The 6980-nt window shown below is 73.2% G+C and carries 6 protein-coding genes; 1 reads left to right on the top strand and 5 read right to left on the bottom strand.

Annotation, left to right across the window (positions count from 1 at the left end):
• Positions 1-205: 205 nt before the first annotated feature.
• Positions 206-1642, bottom strand: a complete 1437-nt coding sequence (locus tag ABT053_RS38565) for an AfsR/SARP family transcriptional regulator (protein WP_350976142.1) — start codon at positions 1640-1642, stop codon at positions 206-208.
• Entirely contained in the window at positions 1642-2805 is a 1164-nt protein-coding gene (locus tag ABT053_RS38560; RefSeq protein WP_350976140.1) for a macrolide family glycosyltransferase, read from the bottom strand. Before ABT053_RS38560 ends, ABT053_RS38565 begins: the two co-directional genes overlap by 1 nt.
• Before the next feature lie 190 nt (positions 2806-2995).
• Between ABT053_RS38560 and ABT053_RS38555 the strand changes: the two genes are divergently transcribed.
• Positions 2996-4096 (top strand): DegT/DnrJ/EryC1/StrS family aminotransferase, encoded by a 1101-nt coding sequence (locus ABT053_RS38555; RefSeq protein ID WP_350976139.1) that lies wholly within the window; start codon positions 2996-2998, stop codon positions 4094-4096.
• Between the two features lie 370 nt (positions 4097-4466).
• Here ABT053_RS38555 and ABT053_RS38550 read toward each other — a convergent pair whose 3' ends face one another.
• From ABT053_RS38550 to ABT053_RS38540, 3 genes are read right to left on the bottom strand one after another with little or no spacing between them, the layout of a single operon-like run.
• Complete coding sequence (locus ABT053_RS38550; RefSeq protein WP_350976137.1) at positions 4467-5072, bottom strand: dTDP-4-dehydrorhamnose 3,5-epimerase family protein; 606 nt, start codon at positions 5070-5072, stop codon at positions 4467-4469.
• 4 nt (positions 5073-5076) lie between these two features.
• Positions 5077-6297 carry a methyltransferase domain-containing protein gene (locus ABT053_RS38545; protein WP_350976135.1) on the bottom strand — a complete coding sequence of 407 codons (1221 nt, stop codon included), beginning with the start codon at positions 6295-6297 and terminating at the stop codon, positions 5077-5079.
• Between the two features lie 11 nt (positions 6298-6308).
• Positions 6309-6914, bottom strand: coding sequence for a DUF1707 SHOCT-like domain-containing protein (locus ABT053_RS38540; protein WP_350976133.1), 606 nt, complete (start codon positions 6912-6914; stop codon positions 6309-6311).
• Positions 6915-6980: the final 66 nt, after the last annotated feature.

Below are 6980 nucleotides of genomic sequence, written 5' to 3'. Positions count from 1 at the left end.
CCCGCCGTCCCCCTCCGCCCCCCCCCCCCCCGGGCCCCCCCCCGGCCCCCCCCCCCCCCCCCCCCCCCGCGCCCCCCCCCCCCCCCCCGCGACGGTGACCAGCGGTTTCATGCGGTTCCAGGCGATGTCGGACGTCAAAGGTGGTCAGGTGATGTCAGACGTCAGGGGTGTCGGGTGATGCAGACGTCAGGGGTGTCGGGTGATGTCAGGCGGCGGGCTGCCCCTGGCGCGAGCGCAGGCGGGCGACGCCGAGCCGCAGCGACAGCGGGTTGCCGCGCGAGGTGACCACGAGGTCCGCCACCGTCTGGGGGCCGAGCGCCCCGTCGACCAGCAGTTCCGCGAGGTGCCTGGCCGCGTCGTCGGCGAGCGGCCGCAGGAACGCCCGGCTCGCCCCCTGCCGGGCCACCAGCTCGTCGAGCGGGTTCGCGCTGGTGACGATGACGCGGCAGTCGGGCCCGCCCGGCAGCAGCGGCAGCACCTGGTCGCCGTCCTGGGCGCCGTCCAGCACGACCAGCAGCCGCGCGCGTGCCGTACGGCTCCGGTAGAGGGCGAGCTTCTCGGCGGGGTCGGCCGGCATGTCCCGCTCGCCGAGCGCGCGCAGGAACCGGTCCATCACCGGCCCGGGGCCGGTGGCGCTCATGTCGGCGTAGAGCTGCCCGTCGGGGAAGCGGTCCGCCCGGCGGTGCGCCCAGTGCACCGCCAGCGTGGTCTTGCCGACGCCCGGCGCCCCGCACAGCACCATGGCGCCGGGCGCCCGCGAGGAGCCCAGGATCGTGTCGAGCGTGGCGAGCTCCTCGTCGCGGCCCACGAAGGGCAGCACCCGCGGCGGGAGCTGCGAGGGCGCGGAGAGGGCGAGGGCGGCCTGCGGCGCGGGCGGGCGCATGAGGGCCGACTCGTCCCGCAGGATCTGCTCGTGCAGCCGCCGCAGGGCGGGACCGGGTTCGAGGCCGATCTGTTCCAGCAGGTAGCGGCGGGTCTCCTGGTAGGTCCACAGCGCGTCGGCCCGGCGGCCCGCCCGGTACTGCGCCAGCATGAGCTGCGCCCGTACCCGCTCCCTGAAGGGCGCCTCGGCCACGAAGGCGAGCAGCTCGGGGATCACCTGGTGGTGGCGGCCGAGCTCGATCTCCAGCTCCAGGCAGGTCTCCAGGGCCTCCAGCCGCGACTCGGTCATCCGCTCCGCGTCGTGGCGCAGCCCCCGGATGTCCTCGAAGGGATGGCCGCGCCAGAGCGCGAGCGCGTCGCGCAGCAGCAGGACGGCGTCCTCCCGCTCCCCGGCGGCGGCCTGGCCGCGCGAGCGCGCCACCAACTCCCGGAACCGGAGCCAGTCGATGCTGGCGGGGGTGGCGCGCAGCAGGTAGCCGGGGCTGGAGGTCTCGATCAGGCCCGCGCCGAGCGTGCGGCGCAGCCGTGACACGCAGATGGCCACCTGCCGCCAGGCGCTCGGGGGCGCCGAGCCCGCCCACACCGCCTCGATCAGCCGTTCCACGCTCATCACCCGGTTGGCGTTGAGCAGCAGGCTGGCCAGGATGACCAGTTCCCTGTTGGCGCTCATGGACAGCTCGGCCCCGTCCTTGACCACGATGAGCGGGCCCAGCACGTGGAACTCGAAGGCGGGCGCCCACCCGGGCGCGATCCGCCCCATCAGACGGCCAGACGGCGTTCGAGCACGTCGGCGGCGCGGGCCGTACCGCCCGCCGACTCGATCTCCCGGCGCATCTCGTCCGCGGCCCGCCGCATGCCCTCGTCGGAGGCGACGGCGAGCACCGCCTCCACCAGGCGGTCGGGGGTGAGCTCCTCCGGGTCGATCACCAGGCCGAGCCCGAGCTCCTCGATGCGGCGGGCGCTGAGCCGGTCGATGGCGGTGGCGGGGAGCACGACCGAGGGGCGGCCCAGGTAGAGCGCCTCCATCGCGGTGCCCATGCCGGCGTGGGTGACCGCGACCGACGCGTGGCGCAGCACGCTCAGGTGCGACACCCACCGGCGGACCTCGACGGTGGGCGGCAGCGGGCCGAGGTCGGCCGGGTCCATGCCGTCGCCCAGCGTGATCACCGCCCGCCAGGGCAGCTCGGCGAAGGCCCGCACGCAGGTGCGGAACAGCTCGGGGCGGCTGCTGAGCACGGTGCCGAAGGACAGCAGCGCGATCGGCAGCCCGTCCCCCGGCGGCTCCCATCCGCTGAGGAAGCGGCGCTCGCCCAGGCAGGGGCCGACGAAGGCGAACCGGTCGTCGAAGGTGTCCCCGGCGAACTGGAAGGCCCGCGGCAGGGCGACCAGGTTGGAGTCCTGCACCTCCCACCACAGTTCGGCGGGGTCGGTGTCCACGCCGTGGGCGACGGCCAGCTCGCGGGTCCTGGCGAGCATGTCGTCCACCCAGCCCGGCAGCTCGGGGGCACCCTCCCCGTCCTCCTCGGAGTAGATGGCGGAGAGGAAGGAGAAGTGGGCGTTGGAGGCGAAGACAGGAATGAGCTGCGTCGCGGGCAGCCCCCATTTCCTGGCCAGGACGCGCCCGGCGTGCAGGACGGAGAGGTCGTAGACGATCACGTCCGGCCGGTGCTCGGGGCCGACGGCGGCGAGCATCGCCGCGCTCTCGTCGAGGAAGAGCGAGATCAGGCCGAGCGGGTCGTCCTCCAGCTTCCGCAGCTCCACGTCCTGGTAGATCGAGTCGTACGGGAGCACGGTGGCGCCCGCCTCCGTCACCACCCCGGCCATCGCGGGCGAGGTGAGATAGGTGACCTGGTTCCCCCGGCGGACCAGTTCGGCGACCACGGCGAGACTGGGAATGACGTGACCGTGGTCGGGTTGGCACATGAAAAGAAAACGCCCCGTCATGTGGAGCCTCCCCGTAAGTTTCGCGCATTACGTGCGCTGCCCAATCTATGGACGGCGGCGGGAAACGGTCACCCCTACCTCGCCCCTCATATTCGCGTCCTTTTTAGGGGTCCCCGCTCCGGGCCGGGGCTGTTTATCCTGAGGGCTGTCCGGAGCCCGAGGAGGACGAATGACCACGCGCGTGTGGGATTACCTACCGGAATACGAATCCGAACGAGCCGACATCCTGGACGCCGTCGAGACCGTGTTCAGCTCCGGCCGGCTCATCCTGGGTGAGAGCGTGCGCTCCTTCGAGGAGGAGTTCGCCGCCTACCACGGCGTGCGCCACTGCGTCGGCGTCGACAACGGGACCAACGCCGTCGCGCTGGGCCTGCGGGCGCTGGGCGTCGGTCCGGGCGACGAGGTGATCACGGTGTCCAACACGGCCGCGCCGACGGTGGTGGCCGTCGACGCCGCGGGCGCCACCCCGGTCTTCGTCGACGTGCGCGCGGACACGTACCTGATGGACGTGGAGCTGGTGGAGGCGGCGATCACGCCGCGCACCCGCTGCCTGCTGCCGGTCCACCTGTACGGGCAGTGCGTGGACATGGAGCCGCTGGAACGGCTGGCCGCCGAGCGCGGGCTGGTGATCCTGGAGGACTGCGCGCAGGCCCACGGCGCCCGCCACCACGGCAGGACGGCCGGCTCGATGGGCCACGCCGCCGCGTTCTCCTTCTACCCGACCAAGGTGCTGGGGGCGTACGGCGACGGGGGCGCGACGGTCACCTCCGACGGGGACGTGGAGCGCGCGCTGCGACGGCTGCGCTACTACGGGATGGAGAAGACGTACTACGTCGTCCAGACCCCCGGCCACAACGCGCGGCTGGACGAGGTGCAGGCGGAGATCCTGCGCCGCAAGCTGGGCCGGCTCGACCGCTACGTGGCCGACCGCCGGGCGGTGGCCGCCCGCTACGCCGAGGGCCTGGCGGACACCGATCTGGTGCTGCCCGAGACCGCCGAGGGCAACGAGCACGTCTACTACCTGTACGTGGTGCGCCACCCGCGCCGGGACGAGATCATCCAGGCGCTGCGCGCCTTCGACATCGAGCTCAACGTCAGCTATCCGTGGCCGATTCACACCATGTCGGGTTTCGCCCACCTGGGCTACCCGCCGGGCAGCCTGCCGGTAACCGAGGCCCTGGCCGGGGAGATCTTCTCCCTGCCGATGTACCCCTCGCTTCCGGTGGAGTCGCAGGAGCGGATCATCACCGCGCTGCGAAAGGTCCTCTGACGCACTCCCCGGCCCTCGGGCCGGGGAATCGGCGCTCATGGCCGGGTAATCGGCGCTTGGGACCGGGGAATCGGCGCTCAAGCCCGGGGAGGCCGGGGAATCGGTCCGCACGGCCGAGAGCTCGGCGCGCAAGGCCGGGGGCTCGACCCGCGAAGCCGGAGACCCGGCCCGTACGGCCGGGGACTCAACGTGCGAAGCCGGGAGTTCAACGCCCGGGAGTTCAACGCGCGGAGCCGGGGGTTCGGCTCGTGCCGTGTCGCGGGCACTCCCGGGCGGTCTTCCAGCGGCTGTGCCGCGTCGCCGGACACTCCCGCACACCCCTTCACACTCCAGGACATCCCCACACATCCAGGACACCCCGGGCCTTCGGTCAGCCCCGGCCCGAGGGACGGAGCGCCGGCCCGTGTTCCCGGTAGCGCGGGAGCAGCCCGCGCGCCGCCGCCTCGGCGAGGGTGGGCGCGGCGGCGTCGCGCTCCGACAGCGCCGGCGGCTCCCCGCCCGGCAGCGGCAGCCCGAGCTCCTCGTCGAGGACCGACAGGGTGAGGTCGTCGTCCTTGTCGTACTCGGCGGACAGCAGGTAGCACATCACGGTGTCGTCCTCTAAGGCGGCGAAGGCATGACCGGCGCCCGGCGGGATGTAGACGGCGCGGCCGTTGCCCGCGGTGAGCTCCACGGCCTCCCAGCGGCCGAACGTCGGTGAGCCCACCCGCAGGTCGACGACCATGTCGAGGGCCCGGCCGCCCGCGCAGAAGACGTACTTGGCGGTGCCGGGCCGGGCGAGCGTGTAGTGCACGCCGCGCACCACCCCGCGGCGGGAGACGTTCCGGCTGGCCTGCGCGACGGGGAAGAGCGGGCTGCCCACCGCGGCGGCGAACACGCTCTCCTGGTAGGGCGAGGCGAAGCTGCCGCGCAGGTCCGGGTGGACCTCGGGGTCGAACACGAAGGCGCTGGCCACCGCCAGCTCACGGTGCCGCACCAGGTCAGTCCCGGACCAGGTGGACGTCGGGCACGTACAGGATCCAGGTGCCCCCCGCGTCGCGGAACCCGGTCTCCTTGGCCATGATCTCCTCGGCGTGGTTCCACGCGAGCAGCAGCGCGTAGTCCGGGTACGGGGCCGCGAACGCCTCGGGGCCGAGGACCGGGATGTGCGAGCCGGGCGCGAGCCTGCCCTGCTTGGCCGGGGTGCTGTCGCAGATGTGCGAGACGAGCTCGGGGCCGATGCCGCAGTAGTTGAGCACCGTGGCGCTCTTGGCCGTCGCGCCGTAGCCGTACACCGTGGCCCCCCGCGCGCGCAGGTCGGTGAGCAGGTCCACGAGACCGTCGCGGATGCCCGCCACGCGGCTCGCGAAGCCCCGCAGCGTCTCCGGGTCGGCGAGGGCGGCGGCCTCCTCGGCGGCGAGGAGCTCCGCCACGGCCGGGCTCGGCGTCCTGGCGCCGCGCCTGGCCAGCGTGTAGCGGACCTCGCCGCCGTGCACGGACAGCCGTTCCACGTCCACCAGCTCGAACCCGTGGCGGCGGGCCAGCTCCCGTACGGAGGTGGCGGAGAAGAGGTAGAAGTGCTCGTCGTAGATCTGGTCGAAGGAGGCGCGCTCCACGATGTCGCCCAGGTAGGGGTCCTCGAAGACGAAGACGCCGCCGGGCCGCAGCAGGGTCGCGACCCCCTTCATGACCGAGTCCAGGTAGGGGATGTGGCACAGGGTGTTGGCGGCGTAGATGACGTCGGCGGGCCCGTCGAAGACCAGGACGCTCGCCGCGGTGGCCGCCTCGAAGAAGTCCTTGCGCACCCGCACGCCCCGGGCCGCGGCCAGGTCGGCCACGCCGCCCGACGGCTCCACGCCGAGGTGCCGCACGCCGGCGGCGGCGATCGTCGCGAGCATGGTGCCGTCGTTGCAGCCCAGCTCGACGACGAACGGGTCGGGCCCGGTCAGCTCGGTGCCGAGCAGGCGGGTGGCGAACGAGCGGAAGTGCTCGCGCATCACCGCGGAGCCCGACGACAGGTACGGGTAGCCCTCGTGGAACATGCGCTCCCTGGGCACCTCCTCCAGGAGCTGCACCATCGCGCAGCTCTCGCACACCCCCACGGCCAGCTCGAAGAAGAACTCCTCGCCGGTGTCGCCGGGGAGGACGAACGCGTCGGAGATCGGCTGGCGGCCGAAGTCGGCGAAACGGTGGAGACGGCCCGAACAGATCCGGCACGCCATTGTGGTCCTCCTCAGGTCGTGTCCCTGCGGTATCTCACCCAGACGTCACCCGTCTGGATGTAGCCGGTGAGCCGCACGGTGACGCCGTCGGGCGCGAGCGGGACCGGCGGGCGGTTGAACACCGCGCCCATCCACCGCCGGACGACCTCCTCGTCGCGGACCACCCAGCCGCGCGGCACCACCACGACGATGTCGCCGAACCAGGAGGTGATCTCGATGTCGAGCAGGACCTCGCGGTGCGGGCAGTCGGCCTGGGTGAAGTCGATCTTCACTTTGCCCCACCGCCCGGCCTTGGCGCTCAGGTACGGGGGCACGCTCCAGCGGCCCACCTGGGTGACCCGGCCGCTGACCGTGTGCAGCTGCAGCGTGTCGCCTCCCGCCGGGACGGGCAGCGGCGCGGTGCGCGGGGACGGCAGGGGCTCGGACAGCAGCCCGGGTCCCGGCAGGTCGGCCACGACGTCGTCCAGCTCGCCCAGTGTGCGGGCCGCGTAGGTGCGGTCGACGCGCTCGTTCAGCTCCTCCAGGCTGATGCGCCCTTCGCTGACGGCGACGCGCAGCACCTCGGCGACCCTGTCGCGGTCGTGGTCACTGGCCCGCACTTCCCGGTGATCGGTCATGGCGTCCACCCTAGAAGGGTAGGAACGCGGCGGCCCGGGGCGGAACCCCTATCCTCCGGCCGCCCC

The sequence above is a fragment of the Streptosporangium sp. NPDC002524 genome (genome assembly GCF_040295985.1).
Classification (GTDB): Bacteria; Actinomycetota; Actinomycetes; order Streptosporangiales; family Streptosporangiaceae; genus Streptosporangium.
The sequence above is the reverse complement of the archived record's forward strand: the minus strand, read 5'-3'. Positions and strand labels throughout refer to the sequence as shown.

Excerpts from the sequence above, each read along its gene's own strand:
- ABT053_RS38565 (WP_350976142.1), bottom strand. The coding sequence starts at position 1,642 with ATGGGGCGGATCGCGCCCGGGTGGGCGCCCGCCTTCGAGTTCCACGTG.
- ABT053_RS38560 (WP_350976140.1), bottom strand. The coding sequence starts at position 2,805 with ATGTGCCAACCCGACCACGGTCACGTCATTCCCAGTCTCGCCGTGGTC.
- ABT053_RS38555 (WP_350976139.1), top strand. The coding sequence starts at position 2,996 with ATGACCACGCGCGTGTGGGATTACCTACCGGAATACGAATCCGAACGA.
- ABT053_RS38545 (WP_350976135.1), bottom strand. The coding sequence starts at position 6,297 with ATGGCGTGCCGGATCTGTTCGGGCCGTCTCCACCGTTTCGCCGACTTC.
- ABT053_RS38540 (WP_350976133.1), bottom strand. The coding sequence starts at position 6,914 with ATGACCGATCACCGGGAAGTGCGGGCCAGTGACCACGACCGCGACAGG.